At 64.6% G+C, this 17,012-nt stretch carries 15 protein-coding genes and 6 tRNA genes; 5 read left to right on the plus strand and 16 right to left on the minus strand.

Annotated elements, in window-relative coordinates; translation table 11 throughout:
- Positions 1-29: 29 nt before the first annotated feature.
- The 4 genes from ACK4FZ_RS06935 to ACK4FZ_RS06950 form a co-directional block, all read right to left on the minus strand.
- On the minus strand, positions 30-995 hold the full coding sequence (locus ACK4FZ_RS06935) for an alpha/beta hydrolase (protein ID WP_409819201.1): 966 nt from the start codon (positions 993-995) through the stop codon (positions 30-32).
- Positions 992-2,209 (minus strand): MFS transporter, encoded by a 1,218-nt coding sequence (locus ACK4FZ_RS06940; RefSeq protein ID WP_409819432.1) that lies wholly within the window; start codon positions 2,207-2,209, stop codon positions 992-994. The genes ACK4FZ_RS06935 and ACK4FZ_RS06940 overlap by 4 nt, the downstream gene beginning before the upstream one ends.
- 132 nt (positions 2,210-2,341) lie before the next feature.
- Positions 2,342-3,244 carry a hypothetical protein gene (locus ACK4FZ_RS06945; protein ID WP_409819203.1) on the minus strand — a complete coding sequence of 301 codons (903 nt, stop codon included), beginning with the start codon at positions 3,242-3,244 and terminating at the stop codon, positions 2,342-2,344.
- Positions 3,245-3,396: 152 nt separating this feature from the next.
- Complete coding sequence (locus tag ACK4FZ_RS06950; protein ID WP_409819205.1) at positions 3,397-4,773, minus strand: esterase-like activity of phytase family protein; 1,377 nt, start codon at positions 4,771-4,773, stop codon at positions 3,397-3,399.
- Positions 4,774-5,082: 309 nt separating this feature from the next.
- Here ACK4FZ_RS06950 and ACK4FZ_RS06955 point away from each other — a divergent pair, with 309 nt between their 5' ends.
- Complete coding sequence (locus ACK4FZ_RS06955) at positions 5,083-5,424, plus strand: hypothetical protein (RefSeq protein ID WP_409819207.1); 342 nt, start codon at positions 5,083-5,085, stop codon at positions 5,422-5,424.
- Positions 5,425-5,449: 25 nt separating this feature from the next.
- Entirely contained in the window at positions 5,450-5,833 is a 384-nt protein-coding gene (locus tag ACK4FZ_RS06960) for a VOC family protein (protein ID WP_409819209.1), read from the plus strand.
- 91 nt (positions 5,834-5,924) lie between these two features.
- Here ACK4FZ_RS06960 and ACK4FZ_RS06965 read toward each other — a convergent pair.
- From ACK4FZ_RS06965 to ACK4FZ_RS07020, 12 genes are all read right to left on the minus strand, one after another.
- Positions 5,925-6,009, minus strand: a tRNA-Leu gene (locus ACK4FZ_RS06965).
- Positions 6,010-6,125: 116 nt separating this feature from the next.
- Positions 6,126-7,409, minus strand: coding sequence for an acetyl-CoA C-acetyltransferase (locus ACK4FZ_RS06970; RefSeq protein ID WP_409819211.1), 1,284 nt, complete (start codon positions 7,407-7,409; stop codon positions 6,126-6,128).
- A 171-nt stretch (positions 7,410-7,580) separates the two neighbouring features.
- Positions 7,581-8,078, minus strand: coding sequence for an RrF2 family transcriptional regulator (locus tag ACK4FZ_RS06975; protein WP_409819213.1), 498 nt, complete (start codon positions 8,076-8,078; stop codon positions 7,581-7,583).
- Positions 8,079-8,125: 47 nt separating this feature from the next.
- Complete coding sequence (gene hmpA, locus ACK4FZ_RS06980; RefSeq protein WP_409819215.1) at positions 8,126-9,337, minus strand: NO-inducible flavohemoprotein; 1,212 nt, start codon at positions 9,335-9,337, stop codon at positions 8,126-8,128.
- 329 nt (positions 9,338-9,666) lie between these two features.
- Positions 9,667-9,740 (minus strand) — tRNA-Cys (locus ACK4FZ_RS06985).
- A gap of 50 nt (positions 9,741-9,790) precedes the next feature.
- Positions 9,791-9,866: transfer RNA gene (locus ACK4FZ_RS06990), tRNA-Gly, on the minus strand.
- 25 nt (positions 9,867-9,891) lie between these two features.
- Positions 9,892-9,967: transfer RNA gene (locus ACK4FZ_RS06995), tRNA-Gly, on the minus strand.
- 25 nt (positions 9,968-9,992) lie between these two features.
- Positions 9,993-10,068 (minus strand) — tRNA-Gly (locus tag ACK4FZ_RS07000).
- Between the two features lie 25 nt (positions 10,069-10,093).
- Positions 10,094-10,169: transfer RNA gene (locus ACK4FZ_RS07005), tRNA-Gly, on the minus strand.
- Positions 10,170-10,266: 97 nt separating this feature from the next.
- Positions 10,267-10,848: a CDP-diacylglycerol--glycerol-3-phosphate 3-phosphatidyltransferase gene (gene pgsA, locus ACK4FZ_RS07010; RefSeq protein ID WP_409819217.1), complete on the minus strand. Its 582-nt coding sequence runs from the start codon at positions 10,846-10,848 to the stop codon at positions 10,267-10,269.
- Between the two features lie 17 nt (positions 10,849-10,865).
- Entirely contained in the window at positions 10,866-12,671 is a 1,806-nt protein-coding gene (gene uvrC / locus ACK4FZ_RS07015; RefSeq protein WP_409819219.1) for an excinuclease ABC subunit UvrC, read from the minus strand.
- Entirely contained in the window at positions 12,672-13,091 is a 420-nt protein-coding gene (locus ACK4FZ_RS07020; RefSeq protein ID WP_409819222.1) for a DUF4124 domain-containing protein, read from the minus strand.
- A gap of 134 nt (positions 13,092-13,225) precedes the next feature.
- Between ACK4FZ_RS07020 and guaB the strand changes: the two genes are divergently transcribed.
- The 3 genes from guaB to ACK4FZ_RS07035 all read left to right on the plus strand — a co-directional run bounded on the left by guaB (position 13,226) and on the right by ACK4FZ_RS07035 (position 16,997).
- Positions 13,226-14,689 (plus strand): IMP dehydrogenase, encoded by a 1,464-nt coding sequence (gene guaB / locus ACK4FZ_RS07025; protein ID WP_409819224.1) that lies wholly within the window; start codon positions 13,226-13,228, stop codon positions 14,687-14,689.
- 265 nt (positions 14,690-14,954) lie between these two features.
- Complete coding sequence (locus ACK4FZ_RS07030) at positions 14,955-15,848, plus strand: alpha/beta fold hydrolase (protein WP_409819226.1); 894 nt, start codon at positions 14,955-14,957, stop codon at positions 15,846-15,848.
- A 63-nt stretch (positions 15,849-15,911) separates the two neighbouring features.
- A complete protein-coding gene (locus ACK4FZ_RS07035) occupies positions 15,912-16,997 on the plus strand; it encodes an aminotransferase class I/II-fold pyridoxal phosphate-dependent enzyme (RefSeq protein ID WP_409819228.1) in 1,086 nt (361 codons plus the stop codon).
- Positions 16,998-17,012 lie beyond the last annotated feature (15 nt).

Below are 17,012 nucleotides of genomic sequence, written 5' to 3' on the forward strand. Positions count from 1 at the left end.
GTCCGCCCCCCCTTGTTGAAAGGCCCGCATCACACCACGGGCGGTGCGGCGTGTAAAGCGCTGCCGTTCACAAAGCCGGCCATGCGCCGGTAGGCGTCGGCGCAGGCGTCCGGCACCAGCGCTTCCAGCAGCAGGTAGGCGTGGATCTGGTCGGCAGCGCAGTGGTAATCCACCGCCACGCCGGCGGCGGCCAGCTTGCGAGCGTAGGCCAGGCCCTCGTCGTGCAGCGGGTCGTAGCCGGCGGTCAGGATCTGCGTCGGCACGTGCTGCGCCGACACCTCGCCCAGCAACGGCGACGCCGCCACGCGGTCGCCGCCCAGGCGGAAGTAATGCTCGAAGTACCAGCCGATGCGCTCGGCCTCCAGCAGATAGCCCTGCCCCAGCCGCCGGATGGACGGCTGCGCCAGCGTGTAGTCGACGCTGGGGTAAATCAGCTGCAAGGCCCGGATGGCCAGACTGGCATCGTGCTGCGCCCACTGCGCTACCGTGGCGGCCAGCGCGGCGCCACCGGAATCGCCGGCCAGCACCGGCGCACTATCGGCCAGCCGGGCGCCGCGCGCCAGCAAGGTTGGCCGCACGCCGCGCAGCACGGTGCACACGTCGTGCAGCGCCGCCGGGTACGGGCATTCGGGTGCCAGCCGGTATTCCACCGACACCACCACGTGCTGCGTGGCCTGCGCCAGGCGGCGGCACAGCGGGTCGTAGCTACTGACACTGCCGGCCATGTGGCCGCCGCCGTGGCAATACACCAGCAGCGGCAGCGGCGTGTCCGGCGCCGGGTGGTAGGCGCGCACCGGCACCGGGTAGTCGCCGGGCACCATCGCCTCGTGCACCCACGGCAAGGCGGGGCCGGGCGGCACCATGGCGGCTATCAGCCCGGCTAGCGCCTCGCGCGCGCTGATGGGCGTGGTTTGCTGGCCGGCGGCCAACCTTTGGGCCTGAATGGCGTTGACCTGGGCCAGCCAGGTAGCCAGTGCGGGGTGAAGCGGGGTCATACCGGGTCTCCTTCCATGCGGTCGCGCTGCGCCAGCGACGGGAACCAGCGCATCCACAGCACCACCACCAGCAGCGTACCGGCACCGCCTAGCACCACCGCCGGCACGGTACCGAACAGGTGGGCGGTCACGCCGGATTCGAACTCGCCCAGCTGATTGGAGGCGCCGATAAACAGCGAGTTGACGGCATTGACGCGGCCGCGCATGTCGTCCGGCGTTTCCAGCTGAACCAGCGTGCCGCGGATCACCACGCTGATAATGTCGGACGCGCCCAGTACCATCAGCGCCACCAGCGACAGCAAAAAGTGGGTAGACAAACCAAAGCCGATGGTGGCCAGGCCAAACACCGCCACCGACGCAAACAGCGTGCGGCCAACCTTGCGCTGTACCGGGTGGCGCATCAGCCAGACCGACATCGCCAGCGCGCCCACCGCCGGCGCCGCACGCAGCAGGCCCAGGCCCCACGGGCCGGTGTGCAGGATGTCGGCGGCAAACACTGGCAACAAGGCCACCGCACCGCCCAGCAGCACGGCAAACAGGTCCAGCGAGATAGCGCCCAGGATATCGGGCCGGCTGCGGATAAAACGGATACCGGCCAGCAGCGAATCCATGCTCACCTTGCGGCTGTCGGCCACATGCGGCGGCAGCGGCAGGCCCAGCACCAGCACCACGCCGGCCACAAACATCAATGTATTGAGGCCGTAGGTAAGCGGCGCGCCAAAGGCAAACAGCAGGCCGCCCAGCGCCGGCGCCACGATGGTGGCCATCTCGTTGGCCGAGGCCGCCGCCGCTACCGCCTGCGGCAGCAAGGCGGGCGGCACGATATTGGGCAGGATGGACTGCATGGTGGGCATGTCGAAAGCGCGGCAAGTGCCGATCAGCAACGACAGGCCGAAGATCAGCTCGCGGCTGACCGCCAGGCCCACGCCGCTATTGGCCAGCAACATGGTGGCCGCCGCCAGCGCCTGCAGCAGCATGCTGATGGCCACGATGCGCTGGCGCGGGTAGCGGTCGGCCACCGTACCGGTAACCAGCACCAGCAAGATGCGCGGCAGGAACTGCAGCAGCCCCACCAGGCCCAGGTCCAGCGCGCTGCCGGTAAGGGTGTACATCTGCCAGCCTACGGCCACCCCCATGATCTGGAAGCCACCGGTCAGCAGCAGGCGCGCGGTCCAGAAATGCCAGAACGGGCGATGGTGACGCAAGGACAACACGGGCTGCGACGCTGGGCTGGGCATGGCAAAGGCAAGCGAAAGGGGAAAAGCCGCTCAGGCTACGCCGCCTGCCGCCTGCGCACCAGTAGGCCTGGCAGTACGCTGCGTTCTGCCACGATGGCGTATGGCGAACTAACGCGGCCAAGCGCCAAAGCCGGGCAACCGCAACAAGCGGCCGCTGCCGCGTTCGGTCACCGTCACATCGCCGGCTGGCACCGCCGCCCCGCGCCACAGTTGCACCGAAGTCGGCTGCGTCACACGCGCCTCGCGCAGCAGTTGGCCGCTTTCGCTGACGTGCACAACACGGTTACCCAGAAACTCCGCCACCACCACACCGTCGCTACTCAGCGTAAAGTCGTCCAGAAACCACCACGAGCTGAACAGCACCACGCCGTCCTGCGGCCCGGCGGCACCCAGCGTATAACGGCGCAGCTGTGACAGCCCGGCGTAGGCAAGCGGGTTCAGTGACACGTACAGGCGCTGGCCGTCCACCTTCAGGCCGTTGGGCTTGTTCAGCACGTAGCGGTAATACACCGACTGGCCATCCACCGCGCCGTGGGCATTCACCGTAAAGCGCAGCAACTTGCCCGGCAGCAGCGGCGCGCCGCTATCGGCCAGCAACAGGCTGCCATCCGGCAGCGTGGCCATGCCGTTGGGCAACACCACGTCGGTGGGGTTGAACATCTCGTTCAGCTCGCCCGCCGGGTCGGCCAGGTTCAGCACGAACAGCCGCTTGGTGGCCAGCGGGTTCAACACATTGTCGGTACATACCGTGTACAGCCGGCCCTGGCGCTCGGTCATGCCCAGAAAATAGCACTGGTGCGCCTGCCCGTTCAGCAGCCGAGCCGTCAGCCGTTGCTTGCTGAATACCCGCCCGTCGAAATCCCCCTCGAACACGCCGTTTTCACCGCTGACAAACCAGCGGCCAGACTGCGTCAGCAGCTGGTTTTCCGCCGACTGCACGCCGTCCAGCAGCGGCACGGCGGCCTGTACCGCCAGCGGCAGCAGGCCCAGTAAAGCCAGTATCTTTTTCATGGTGTTGCCCTCGTGAAATCCGGCACCCGGCCGGCGAAGTAACACCCTGTCATGCTGGCGGCCAACGTTAAAAGGCCTGCGGCGGGAATGGGGGCGGCGCACGCAACAAGGGCCGGGCTGCTGGCAGCCCTGCCCTTGTACCTGGCACCGGCTTAACGCGCGTCGATCAGCGGCTGGATGTCCAGCAGCGTCAGCTCGTTGTCGTCCGGTTTGCCCAGCTGGCGGCCGGACGAGTACGGGAAGTTGTTGTCGTTCACCAGCACGATGTGGTGACCGTCCACCACTACCAGCCCTTCCGGCCCCAGGTGCGGCAGGCCGAAGCGGCCGTTGGCGTCGCTGTAGCGTGACAGGCGCTTGGGGTCGGCAATACGGGTCAGGTCGATATAGGCCACCTTCTTCACAAAGCCATCGGCGTCGGCCTGCGCCAGGTCGATCTTGTACACGCGCTTGAAGGCCGCCGGCTTGTTGAAACAGTCGGTGCGCGTCATCTCGCCGGGGCACACCTGGCCCAGGCCCTCGCTGCTGTCGTCGCGCTCGATCAGCAGGCCAGTGCTGGCGTCCAGCAGCTGGAAGTCGGCCATCACGTTGCCATCCTGCTCGAACTGGTACTTCCACTGCTTGCCGGTGTAGCGGCCAGCCGCCACGTCAAACTCGAAGATACGGGTGAAGGTCTTGCCGTTGGCCGCACGCTCGAAGCCCTTGCTGGCGGCGTCAAAAGCCGGCCATTCCAGCGCCGGGTACAGTTTGCTGCCGTCCGGCGCTTTGGCCATCGGCTCGAAGCCGCCGGAGCGGCGCACGTTCCAGCTGCCAATGCTGTCGGTAGGCAGGTTGCCCAGGCGGCCGTTCAGGTAGTGGTCCGGCGAGCGGTAGGCCACGTCGCCTACCTTGGTCTCGTACACCGCCAGCACCTTGCCGTCCAGGTCGGCGCGGATCAGGTAGGGGCCAAACTCGTCGCCGATCCACATCTCCTTGCCCACCAGCTGCAGCGACTCCACGTCGAAATCGACACCGGTGAGGTAGCGCTTGCCGCTAGCTTCATTCTGGATGGCAAACGGCACCTTGCGGTCCGGGTCGTGCAGGAAGATCGTCCGCTGCAGCGCGGTACTGCCCTTGGCCCAGTCCACCGCCACGCGGTGCACCATCAGCAGCGCGTCCTGCGAGTTGATCTTGTTGCCAAAGCCGTTATCGGTGAGCGTCAGGTAGTGGTTGCGGTCCAGCATGGCGATGCCGGAAAAACCCTGTACCGCCTGCCCCTTTACCGGCAGCGCCCCGCCCGACGCTCGCGGGTATTTGGGGTCGCCCACAAAGGTGTTGGCCGCTTCCGACCCCAGCACCTCGTTACGCACGCGCTTGCCGTTGGCAAACTTGCCAGAGGTGGCAAAAAAGGCGCCTGCGTCTGCCGGCGGCGTGGCCACGGTATTGAACGGCACCACGGCGTGGCCGGCCAGCGTGGCCTCCACCGCCTGCTGCGCGTGGGCAGCGGTAGCACAACAAGCCAGGGCCAGCGTCAGGCTAAACAGGGGTTTCATTGCAGACAGCTCCGGTAGCAAAAAAAGGAAGCCGCTACGGTAAGACGCCACGGTGACGACAGCGTGACGCGGGTGTGAAAGGCGCAAGACAGGCAGATGCGTTGTAACAGCACGGCAAACGACAAGGTTGGCCGCAAGAACGGTAGGCAGACATCGCTGACGATCATCAGGCCGCGTTTTTTTCTGGATGTGCCGAGAGCTTGGCAAGGCGGGCATGGTAACGAGCCGTCCGCCATGTGATTGCCAGTGTTCATGCTACGCCAATATCATGGCATGCCCCGGATGAGTGATAACTTGCAGGAACACAACATGATTCAGCGCCATATCGTTCTGATGAACATCCAGGATGCACGAGAGCAACTTGAGGCCATCGAGAAATCGCTACTTGACCCTGATTATGAAGAAGTCGAACTGAAACTCGACCTGGCACATGCGTATCACCACCTCAATTACGCATGGAACATCCGCAACGAACCCGACGCCGTGCTGGAGCGCCACGCTGACGAGGACTTCGCCAGATGGTCCCGATACCCGAGTGACGACATCAAAGCCTACCCGTGCCCCCACCCTGACGGCGTGCAGCTGTCACTGAGCGCATCCCCCCCTGCGGCAAGATGCGCCGCAGGCTTGCCCAGGCTAGCGGTGCCCTAACCGAATCCATCAATGAGGCCCCACCATGCTGAAAGCCGTCGAATCCGTGATCTTTTTTGTGTCTGACATCCACACCGCGGCGGCGTGGTACGCCGCGCTGCTGGGGTCGCAAGTGCAATACGAAAACCCGCACTACGCCTTTGTGCGCGGGCCGGGTGTGCTGCTGGGCTTTCACCCGGCTGATGAGAAAAGCCCGGGCGGCATTGGCGGCACCACGGTGTACTGGGAAGTGGTCAACCTGGCCCACAGCATGGCGCAGCTGGAGGCGGCTGGCGCCACGCGCTATCGCGGGCCGATGACTACCAGCCTAGGCGCGCAAGCTGCAATGCTGAAAGACCCGTTTGGCTGCTGCATCGGGCTGAACCAGCCGTCGGCAGCATCAAGCGCGGCGATGGGAATAGCGGAGTAAGACGGCCCGGAACGGGCTCAGGAAGGCGGCACCTTGGCCGCAACAGGCAAACAAAAAGGCTTACCGCAGCGGTAAGCCTTTGATTTCTTTGTGGTGCCCCGGGCCGGGGTCGAACCGGCACAACCGAAGTCGAGGGATTTTAAGTCCCTTGTGTCTACCAATTTCACCACCGGGGCACAGACAGGGTGCGGATTCTAGCCGAAAGCGGGCATTGCGGCAATGCCGGCGGCGTGGGCTGCGGCTAACCCTGGCTGCGCTGCCCACCCTGCCCTGCGCTGCGACATGTGGCGGCTTAGCGTTCCAGAATGGCGGTAACGCCCTGGCCGCCGGCGGCGCAGATGCTGATCAGGCCACGGCCGCTGCCTTTTTCGGCCAGCAGTTTGGCCAGCGTGGCCACCACCCGGCCGCCAGTGGCGGCAAACGGGTGACCGGCGGCGATGGAGCTGCCGTTTACGTTGAGGCGGCTGCGGTCGATGCTGCCCAGCGCGGCGGGCAGGCCCAGCTTATTGCGGCAGAAGTCGTCGGACTCCCACGCCGCCAGCGTGCACAGCACCACGGCAGCGAAGGCTTCGTGGATTTCGTAGAAGTCGAAATCCTGCAGCGTCAGGCCGTGCTTTTGCAGCATGCGCGGGATGGCGTAGGCCGGCGCCATCAGCAGGCCTTCGCGTTCGTCGATGTAGTCGACGGCGGCCACTTCGCCGGCGGTGATGTAGGCCAGGATGGGCAGGTTGTGGGCGCGGGCCCAGTCTTCGCTGGCCAGCAGCACGGCGGAGGCGCCGTCGGTCAGCGGCGAGGCGTTGGCCGCGGTGATGGTGCCGCCATTACGGGAAAAGGCCGGCGCAAGCTTGGCCATTTTGTCCAGGCTGCTGTCGGGGCGCAGGTTATTGTCGCGCTGCAGGCCGTGGTAAGGCATGACCAAGTCGTCGAAGAAGCCTCGGTCGTAGGCGGCGGCCAGCTTCTGGTGGCTGGCCAGCGCCAGCGCGTCTTGTGCCTGGCGGCTAATACCGTAGCGCTGGGCGGTGATTTCGGCGTGCTGGCCCATGCTCTTGCCGGTGCGCGGCTCGGCGTTGGCCGGCAGCTCGGGCTTGAGGTTGGCCGGGTTCAGCAGGCGTGGCAGCAGCTTGAGCTTGTCGGCGGTGCTGCGGGCGGCGTTGATGTCCATCAGCGCACGCTGCAGGCCCCGGCTGACGGCTACCGGCGCGTCGGAGGTGGTATCGGTACCGCAGGCGATGCCGGCGTCGATCTGGCCCAGCGCGATCTTATTGGCTACCAGAATGGTGGCCTCCAGCCCGGTGCCGCAGGCTTGCTGGATGTCGTAGGCCGGGGTGTGGGGGTGCAGGCCGCTGGACAGTACGCATTCGCGCACCATGTTCCAGTCGCGGGCGTGTTTCATCACTGCGCCACCCACCACCTCGCCCAGCAGCTGGCCTTGCAGGCCGCATTTTTCCACCAGGCCTTTGAGGGTGTCGGTGAGCATGGTGCTATTGGATAGCTGGCTGTAGGCGGTGCCGGAGCGGGCGAAGGGGATGCGGTTGGCGCCGACGATGGCGACTTTGCGCGGGGTACCGTGCAGCATGGGAAATTCCTCGTGTTGGTGTGGGCGGGGGGCTCTGCGGCCCTTGCCGGCTGCCGTGGCGGCAGCGCTGGCTCACAGTTAAACACGCGTTTGAATTTGCCTCAAGCCCCGTGCATGGTCAGGGCCTGGCTGGCCGCGCCACCTTTTATAGCGTAGCCGGTAGCAACGCGCTTAGCTGCCGCCAGCTGGCGGCAGGCCGGCGCTACCCAGCCGGTGCAGGATGGCAATGGCCTGGCCGGTGGGCTGCGCCACCACGTCGGCCAGCGTGTAGCGGTCCAGCACGGTAAAGAAGGCGGCCAGCGCCTCGTCCAGCACGCCTTTCAGCCGGCACTGGCCGCGCAACGCACAGGGCGGCTCGGCGCAATCGATCAGCACCGTGACCTGCTCCAACTGGCGGATTACCTGCCCCAGCCGGTACTGATCGGCCGGCATGGCCAGCGCCAGACCGCCGCCCTTGCCGCGCGTGGTGGCCAGCCAGCCTTGCTGCGCCATGGCGTGCACCACCTTCATCAGGTGATTGCGCGAGATGGCAAAGCGTTCGGCGATTTCGGCGATGGTGACGGGCTGTTCGCGCTGCTGGTAGCTGAGGTACATCAGGACGCGCAGGCCCAGGTCGGTAAACTGGGTAAGTTGCATAACGGTAGGCGGCGTGGAAACAGTGCGCAGCATACGCTGCCCGCCGCCGGCTGACAAAACCCGGCGGCGGGCAAGGCCGCTTAGCCCAGGCCGTTACCGCCGGTGCCGAAGGCCTCGGCGTGGAGGTTGGCCGCAGGCACGCCCAACGCCAGCAGGCTGGCCTGCTGCGCCTGCATGAAGGCCAGCGGGCCGCACAGATAGTAATGCGCGGCCGGCAGCACGTTGGCCGCAGTCAGCTGCATGCGGCCAACCTGGCTGGCCACCGCACCGCGGGCCGGCAAGCTGTCGGCCTGCTCGTACCACAGTGCCAGCTGCAACTGCGGGTATTCGGCCGCCAGATTGGCCAGGTGCGCGCCAAAAGCCTGTACCGACGGGCTGCGGCAGGCGTGCAGGAACTGCACCGGGCGCGGCCGGCCGGCCTGCAGCAGCGCGTCCAGCATGGCCATCATCGGGGTAATGCCGACGCCGGCGCTGATCAGCACCACCGGCGTGTCGGCGGCGGTATCCAGCCAGAAGTCGCCCATCGGCGGCGCCACGTCGATCAGCGCGCCCTCCTCTAGCGTATCGTGCAGCACATTGGACACCATGCCGGCCGGGCGGTCGGCGCCGGCCGCTTCACGCTTGACCGAAATGCGCAGGGCGCTGCCCCCCGGTGCCGACGACAGGCTGTACTGGCGCGGCTGCATGATGCCCAGCTGCGGCACTGGTACGCGCACGGTAACGTACTGGCCAGGCAACCACGCCGGCAAGCTGCCGCCATCGGCCGGCTGCAGGTAAAACGACGTGATCTCGCTGCTTTCCGCCACCTTGCGTACCACACGGCAGGCGCGCCAGCCGCTCCAGCCCCCCGCCTGCGTGGCGGCCTGCTGGTACAGCGCCGCTTCTTCGGCAATCAGCAGGTCGGCCAGTTGGCCGTAGGCCGCGCCCCAGGCGGCCAATAACGCGTCATCGGCCGCGTCGCCCAGCACTTCGGCAATGGACGCCAACAAGTGGCGGCCAACGACGGGGTAATGCTCAGCGCGAATGCCCAGACTGGCGTGCTTGTTGGCAACCAGCGTCAGTACCGGCGCCAGCACCGACGGGTTGTCGATATGCTCGGCGTAGGCAGCCACCGCCATCGCCAACGCTTGCTGCTGGCTGCCAGCCTGCTGGTGGCCCTGGTTGAATAGCTGCTTCAGCTCCGGATTGTGCTGGAACATGCGGACATAAAAATGACGGGTAAGCGCAACCCCGTGGGTTTTGAGTACCGGCGCGGTGGCTTTGACGAGTTGACGGGTGGCGAGATCCAGCATAGCGGGCTCCAATAGATGAACAAAAAATACATCTTTAAGGGTAAAAAACCGGCGCCACTACCAAACGGGCGCCTGCGACATTAAGATGTGTAAAATATACATCTTTAAGATTGGCAATACAAGCACCCAGTACACAGCCAGAGACAGGCCCCTTCCCCGCCGCATTTTGCCGAAAACACACCACAGCCATACAACACGGGCGTGACAGCCCATCGCCGGCACGCAGCCAGGCCCTGGCAACGCTCCGATGACAACATCGGGCCAGACGATCGTTTGGGGAGAGTGAAATGAGAAAAGCCCGACAGATCATTGATCTATCGGGCTTTATCTGGAGGCGCGGTCCGGAGTCGAACCGGACTGACCGGATTTGCAATCCGGGGCATAACCGCTTTGCTACCGCGCCAAAACTTGATTGCCTGAAGGGTAACACATTCAAACAATTTGAACAATCTGTGGAGCGGGAAACGAGGCTCGAACTCGCGACCTCAACCTTGGCAAGGTTGCGCTCTACCAACTGAGCTATTCCCGCGTCGCATGGTGCTGCTTAAATTTTATGGAGCGGGAAACGAGGCTCGAACTCGCGACCTCAACCTTGGCAAGGTTGCGCTCTACCAACTGAGCTATTCCCGCGTCGCATGGTGCTACTTAAATTTTATGGAGCGGGAAACGAGGCTCGAACTCGCGACCTCAACCTTGGCAAGGTTGCGCTCTACCAACTGAGCTATTCCCGCGTCGCATGGTACTGCTTAAGTTTTATGGAGCGGGAAACGAGGCTCGAACTCGCGACCTCAACCTTGGCAAGGTTGCGCTCTACCAACTGAGCTATTCCCGCATAAAACTTGGTTTTTCTCAGAACTTCGCGGCGTTTTGTTTTCGCTGCGTCGTTAAGAGAAGGCGAATTATAATGATCTTTTCGGGGGTGTCAACACTCAAACATCAATTTTTTTGCCCGAAAATTCGCGCGCTGCCATCTGCAAGTAATAAACCATTGACCACAAAGTCAAAATGACAGCGACAATCATGAATACCTTTCCTGCCAGCATGGTATCCAGCCCCGGTAGCAGCGGGCCGGCGTACAGCAGCAACAGGATGGCCACCATCTGCGCCGCCGTTTTCAACTTACCGATATAGGCCACCGCCACACTGCCGCGGCTACCCATCTCCGCCATCCACTCGCGCAAGGCCGAAATGGCGATCTCGCGGCCGATGATGATCATCGCCATCCAGCCTTCCAGACGGCCCAGTTCCACCAGCAGGATCAGCGCAGCCGCCACAATCAGCTTGTCGGCTACCGGGTCCAGAAAGGCACCAAAGGCCGAGGTTTGCCCCAGGCGTCGCGCCAGGTAGCCATCCAGCCAGTCGGTGGCGGCAGCCAGGCCGAAGATGAAAGCGCCCAGGCTGTTTCGATGGTGCTGCAGCAGCACGCTGTCCGGCAGGAAAAAGACCGCCACACAGACGGGGATAAGGGCTACGCGCAGCCAGGTCAACAGGATGGGGAGGTTAAAGGGCATGAGTCGGCTCTGTAGTGCTAGTGCAGGGCATTATGGATTTTTTCGGCCAGCGCGCGGCTGATACCGTCTACTTGCGCCAGGTCGTCGATACTGGCAGCCACCACGCCACGCAGCCCGCCAAAACGGGTGAGCAGCCGCTGCCGGCGCGTGGGGCCCACGCCCGGGATGTCTTCCAGCGTGGAGGTGGTACGCGCCTTGGCGCGCCGCGCACGGTGGCCGGTAATGGCGAAGCGGTGCGCTTCGTCACGAACGGTTTGAATCAGGTGCAGGGCGACGTGGTCGTGCGGCAATTGTAGCGTCTTTTGCAGATGCGGCACGATCAGCGTTTCCAGGCCGGGTTTGCGCTCTTCGCCCTTGGCGACGCCGACGATGGGTACATCGACGCCCACTTCGGCCAGCACCTCAAGCGCCACGCCTACCTGGCCTTTGCCACCGTCGATCAGCAGCACGTCGGGCAAGCGGCCGTCTTCTGCGGCCAGGCGGCTGTAGCGGCGGGTCAGCGCCTCGCGCATGGCGGCGTAGTCATCGCCGGCGGCGGCAGTTTCAATATTGAAGCGGCGGTACTCCGACGGCTGCATGCCGCCACGGTCGTACACCACGCAGGACGCCACGGTGGCTTCCCCCAGCGTATGGCTGATATCGAAGCACTCCAGCCGCGCCACCTGCTCCACTTCCATCAGTTCGGCCAGTGCGGCCAACCTGCCCTGCTGGCTGGCGGCGCTCAGCAAGCGCTGTTCGATAGCCAGCGTGGCGTTCTTCTCGGCCATTTCCAGCCACACGCGGCGCTCGCCGATGGGGTTGCCCACAAACGCCAGCCGCTTGTCGGCCTGCTCCACCAGCGCAGCTTGCAGCTCTGGCGCCACGTGTTCGTTATGAATGATGACGGCAGGCAGGCTGGCGCCCAGGTAGTGCTGCGCCAGGAAGGCTTCCAGGTTGGCCGCGGCGCTGCTGTCGTCGGCATTTTGCGGGAAGAAGCTCTTGTCGCCCAGGTGGCGACCGCCGCGAATCATCACCAGGTTGACGCACACCAGCCCGCCACGGCACACGATGGCCACCACGTCGGCGTCCAGCTGGCTGGTATTGCTGCTGATGAACTGTTTTTCCTGCACCCGCGCCAGCGCCTGGATCTGGTCGCGCAGCTCGGCTGCCTGCTCGAAGGCCAGCGCCTCGGAAGCCGCCAGCATGCGTTCGGTGAGGGTATCGATCAGCTCGTTATGCTTGCCTTGCAGAAAGGAGACGGCGCCGCGCACGTCTTCGCGATAGGCTTCGGCACTGATCTCGCCGGTACAGGGGCCGGAGCAGCGCTTGATCTGGAATAAAAGGCACGGCCGCGAGCGGTTGGCAAACACGCTGTCTTCACAGGTGCGCAACCGGAACACCTTCTGCAGGATCTGGATGCTTTCGCGCACCGCGTAGCCGTTGGGGTACGGGCCAAAATACTGGTGCGGCTTTTTGGGTTCGCCACGAAAGTACGCCAGCTGTGGCCAGGCGTGGCCCGACATCATCAGATAGGGGTAAGACTTGTCGTCGCGGAACAGGATGTTGTACTTGGGGGCCAGCGCCTTGATCAGGTTGTTTTCCAGGATCAGCGCTTCGGCCTCGCTGCGTACCACGGTGGTTTCGATGCTGGCGATCTGGGCCACCATCAGCTGGATGCGCGGGCTGAGATCGTTCTTCTGGAAATACGAACTGACGCGCTTCTTGAGGTCGATAGCCTTGCCGACATAAAGCACATTGCCCGAGGCATCGAACATGCGATACACCCCGGGCAGATTGGGCAGGCTGGCCAGTACCGGCCGGTAATCAAACGGGCTTGGCTGCATTTACTTGCTACACCAGATACGCACTTCCTCGCGCGCACGCTTCAGCATGTCCTCGCGCTTGGGGTCGGGCCGGCTGCCGGCGCGGTCTAGCGCTGCCACGTTGGCCTGTGCCGTCTGGCAGTTTTGCGCCTTCACGTCGCGATTATGCTTTTCTATGCGCTCGTTCATGGCCTTGATGTCGCCTTCCAGACTGCCACCAGGCTGTGCAGCTTTGGCCGCAGGGTCCGAAGCCTGGGTTTTACCAGCCGCAGTACCCCCGGGATAGACCTTGATACGCTCCACTTTAGCGCCCGGCTTGGCCGGCGGCGGCTGGTCGGAAAACACGGTCCTGCCGCTGGCATCTACCCACTTGTATACCTCGGCCTGGGCCAGGCTGCAGGCAGCCAGCAACAACAGCCCTATCACCTTGTCTTTTCTCATGAAACTTCCCCGTGCTCACAGCAGGCCACTTTATACACTGCCTTACCCCAGGCAGGCAAAACGCTGCAAGCGGGTTTTGCACTTACACGGCCAGATCGGTATAATGCGTTTTTGCCGCCTAAGGAAACGCCAAGATGCGCATCATCGAGAAAGCCTATACTTTCGACGACGTTCTCCTCGTCCCGGCCCATTCTGCTGTACTGCCGCGCGACGTTGCCCTCCACACCCGCCTCACCCGCAATATCACCCTGAACCTGCCGCTGGTATCCGCCGCTATGGATACGGTTACCGAATCCCGCTTGGCCATTGCCATGGCGCAGGAAGGCGGTATCGGCATCATTCACAAGAACATGAGTGCCGAAAAGCAGGCACTGGAAGTGTCCAAAGTGAAACGCCATGAGAGCGGTGTGGTAAAAGACCCGATCACCATCGCCCCGGACATGCTGGTACGCGACCTGGTACTGCTGACCCGCCAGCACAAGATCTCCGGCCTGCCGGTGGTCCAGGATGGCAAGGTAGTCGGCATCGTCACCAACCGCGACCTGCGCTTTGAAACCCGCCTCGAACAGCAGGTTTCCAGCATCATGACCCCGCGCGAACGCCTGGTTACCGTCAAGGAAGGCGCCAGCATCGAAGAAGCCCGCGAGCTGATGCACACCCACCGCCTGGAGCGTGTGCTGGTAGTAAACGACGCATTCGAGCTAAAAGGCCTGATCACCGTCAAGGACATCATCAAGACCAGCGAACACCCGAACGCCAACAAAGACAGCCAAGGCCGTCTGCGCGTGGGTGCTGCCGTGGGTACCGGTGCCGATACCGACGAGCGCGTGAAAGCGCTGGTGGCTGCCGGCGTGGACGTGATCGTGGTGGATACTGCTCACGGCCACAGCCAGGGTGTACTGGACCGCGTGAAGTGGGTGAAGGAAACCTACCCGCAGGTTGACGTGATCGGCGGCAACATTGCCACTGCCGAAGCTGCCCTGGCCCTGGTGGCTGCCGGCGCCGACGGCGTGAAAGTGGGCATCGGCCCCGGCTCCATCTGCACCACCCGTATCGTGGCCGGTGTCGGTGTACCGCAGCTGACCGCCATCCACAACGTGTCCGAAGCGCTGAAAGGCACCGGCGTACCGATGATCGCCGACGGCGGCATCCGCTACTCCGGCGACATCTCCAAGGCCCTGGCTGCCGGCGGCAACGCCGTGATGCTGGGCGGCATGTTTGCCGGTACCGAGGAAGCCCCGGGCGAAGTGGAACTGTACCAAGGCCGTTCCTACAAATCGTACCGCGGCATGGGTAGCTTGGGTGCGATGAGCCAGGGCTCGGCCGACCGCTACTTCCAGGACAGCTCCAACGCTGCTGACAAGTTCGTGCCGGAAGGCATCGAAGGTCGCGTACCGTACAAGGGCCCGATCGCCCAGGTGATCCACCAGCTGATCGGCGGCCTGCGTTCGTCGATGGGCTACCTGGGCTGCCCGAGCATCGACGTGCTGCACGAAAAAGCCGGCTTTGTGGAAATCACCTCCGCCGGCATGCGCGAATCGCACGTGCACGACGTACAGATCACCAAAGAAGCCCCCAACTACAACGCCGGCCGCTAAGCTGCGCCAAGGTTGGCCGCAAAAACCCCGTAGCACGCTGCGGGGTTTTTCTTTTGTTCCGGCCTGTCCACTCGCGATTCAGCCTGCCTGAACCACGCCACACCAACAGCGCCCAGATTTCGGTCAGCAAGTCTTTTGGCGCCGTATGCTGCGGCGAATGCAGCGACGCCACCACTGGTAAGCACTGCCGGGTGTCACGACTCGTCATCCTCGCCGTGCTGTGCGTACACTAGGCGTCCCCGATTGATCCAGGTTGCGATTCTGCATGAGCCTCACCTCCCCCTACCAGCCCCTGCACCTGCCGCGCAGCGAACAGCACACCTTCAACGGCCACGCCTATCACGTCCGGCGCTGGGGCCCGCACGACGCCCCGCTGCTGGTAATGCTGCACGGCTGGATGGATTGTGCCGACACCTTCCAGTTTGTTGCCGACCACCTGGCCGGCAACTGGCAGATCGTGGCACCCGACTGGCGCGGCTTCGGCCACAGCGGGTGGAACAGCGGCAGCTACTACTCGCCCGACTACCTGGCCGACCTGGACGCGCTGCTGCAGCACTACAGCCCGCACCATGCGGCCAACCTGGTAGGCCACAGCATGGGCGCAATGGTGGCCGGCCTGTACGCCGGCATACGTCCGGAACGTGTGGCCCGGCTGGCACTGGTAGAAGGCTTCGGCCTGGCCGCCACCCGCCCGGCTGAGGCCCCGGGCCGCTACGCGCGCTGGCTGCGCGAAAAGCAGCAGGCGCCGGCCTTTACCGCCGTCAGCGGCCTGGACGACGTCGCCGCCAAATTGCAGGCGCGCAACCCGCGCATGGCCCTGCCCTACGCGCAGCACATGGCGGCCGCGCTGTGCCGGCAGCAGGACGGCCAGTGGCAATACCGTGCCGACCCTCGCCACAAGATGGTGAACCCGGTGCTGTACCGGCTGGAAGAAGCCAAGGCTTGCTGGCAGCGCATCAGCGCGCCGGTGCTGTGGGTGATCGGCGGCGACATGTGGGACCACCCGATGGCGAAGGGCGTATTCGATACGCTGCCCGAACGCCGCGCCTGCTTTGCCAACCTGACGGAAACCACCATCGCCAACGCCGGCCACATGATCCAGTGGGAGCAACCGGCCGCGCTGGCCGATACGCTGGCTGCGTTCTTTGCTTATGCATAACCGGCATGGCACGCCGCCGCGTTTTGCCTTAGTGTCATGCCATCAGCTTTTATGGACACCGCCATGCCACGCTACGCCCGCCACCTGCAAGACGTCACCATCGCCAACCCGTTCCCCGGCCTGCCCAAGCTGGAAGCCCTGATCGGCCGCCGCATCGACAGCCGCATCGGCTCCAACGAAAGCATGGCCATCGCCGGGCATAGCGTCAGCCAGCAATGGGGCGAGGCGCTGTACGAACTGGCGCGGCTGTACCCCGACCCGTACGCCGGCGCCATCCGCCAGCGCGCTGCCGTGCTGAACAGCGTGGATGCGGCCAACGTGGTGGCGGACGCCGGTGCCGACAGCCTGATCGGCCTGTTCCTGCGCGCGCGGGTGTCGCCCGGCGACGTGGTGGTGTGCACCGCCGGCACCTACCCTACCTTCCGCTACTTTGCCGAAGGCGTGGGCGCCCGCGTGGTGGAAGTGCCGTACGCACAGCACGGTGACAGCCTGGTGAACGACCTGCCGGCGCTGCTGGCCGCCGTGCAGCAGCACCAGGCGGCGCTGCTGTACCTGGCCAACCCCGACAACCCCACCGGCAGCTATCTGCCGCTGACCGACATCACCGCGCTGCGTGCCGCGCTGCCGTCAGACACCTTCCTGCTGCTGGACGAAGCCTATATCGACTTCTGCGACCAGGCCGAGCGCCAGGGCACGCTGCCCGACACCGCCCGCCTGCGTACGCTGTCCAAGGCACACGGTCTGGCCGGCTTGCGCATCGGCTACGCGCTGGCCCCGGCCGAGTGGGTGGCCAAGGCCGACCAGATCCGCACCCAGTACGGCACCTCCAGCGTGGCACAAGCTGCGGCAGTTGCAGCGCTGGACCAGCCGGCCTGCAGCCAGCGGCTGATTGCCGACACGCTGGCGCTGCGCGAACAGCTGCAGCAAGCCTTGCAGCAAGGCGGGCTGCACATCATCCCATCGCATACCAACTTCCTGGCCATCGTCTATCCGGACGCCGATGCCGCGCTGGCCAGACAAAAAGCCCTGTGGGCGCAAGGGGTTGCCGTGCACCGGCCGCCCCATCCAGCCATGCAGCACGTGCTGCGGGTGACCGCCCATCCGGACGCATTGCAAAAAAAGGTGCTGGAAACCCTGATTTCTCCATGAAATAGGCGGGCGGCA

The organism is Vogesella sp. (assembly GCF_046297735.1).
Lineage (GTDB): Bacteria > Pseudomonadota > Gammaproteobacteria > Burkholderiales > Chromobacteriaceae > Vogesella > Vogesella urethralis.